Here is a 1076-nt window from a genome sequence, read left to right on the forward strand (position 1 = left end):
TAGGGGGCGCCACCCGGTGGGCCGTCCTGGTTCTCCGCCGGCCTCGGCCTGCTGCCGCGTCGTTCAGAGCGCGGTCAGTTGCGCTCTGCGTCGTTGTCGTCGTAGCCGGTGGTGCCCGCGTCCAGGAGTGGCGTCGCGGTCGGCTGCTTCATGTGCGCCGGCGCCATCGCCCGCAGCACGTGGTACCCCGTCAGCACGATGATCGTGCCGAGCGCGATCCCGGACAGCTCGAAGTTGTCGGTGAACTTGAGAGTGACGTTGCCGATGCCCACGATGACGCCGGCCGCGACCGGGACGAGGTGGAGCGGATTGGTGAGGTCGACCCTGTTGTGCACCCAGATCTGCGCGCCCAGCAGACCGATCATCCCGTACAGCACCACCGTGATCCCGCCCAGCACCCCGCCCGGGATCGCCGCGACCACCGCACCGAACTTCGGACACAACCCGAACAGGATCGCGAACCCGGCCGCGCACCAGTACGCCGCCGTCGAGTAGACCCGGGTCGCCGCCATCACGCCGATGTTCTCCGCGTACGTCGTCGTCGCCGGACCGCCCACCGCCGTCGACAGCACCGTCGCCGCGCCGTCCGCCATGATCGCGGTGCCCATCCGGTCGTCCAGCCGATCCCCCGTCATCTCGCCCACCGCCTTCACGTGCCCGGCGTTCTCCGCGATCAACGCCACCACCACCGGCAGCGCCACCAGCACCGCCGACAGCGAGAAACTCGGCGCGTGCAGCGACGGGAACCCGACCCACTCCGCCTTCCCCACCCCCGACAGGTCCAGTCGCCAGTGGTCCGTCACCTGCCCCGCACCGTTCACCGAGTCGATCCGCCCGAAGACCCGGTCGAACAGCCACGACACCGCATACCCGAACACCAGCCCCAGGAAGATCGCGATTCGCGACCAGAACCCCCGCAGCACCACCAACGCCAGCCCCGTGAACATCATCGTCAGCAACGCCGTCCACTGGTCCTGCGGCCAGTACGTCCCCGCCGCCACCGGCGCCAGGTTGAACCCGATCAGCATCACCACCGCGCCCGTGACCACCGGCGGCAGCACCGCATGGATCACCTT

Annotated in this window: 1 protein-coding gene; it reads right to left on the reverse strand. The window is 69.5% G+C overall.

The features are described 5' to 3' along the window. Window positions 1-74 precede the first annotated feature (74 nt). Window positions 75-1076: solute carrier family 23 protein (locus VR45_RS39360; protein WP_045944768.1), on the reverse strand; the 1002-nt coding region annotated here is incomplete at its 5' end.

The sequence above is a fragment of the Streptomyces sp. NRRL S-495 genome, assembly GCF_000966955.1.
Lineage (GTDB): Bacteria > Actinomycetota > Actinomycetes > Streptomycetales > Streptomycetaceae > Kitasatospora > Kitasatospora purpeofusca.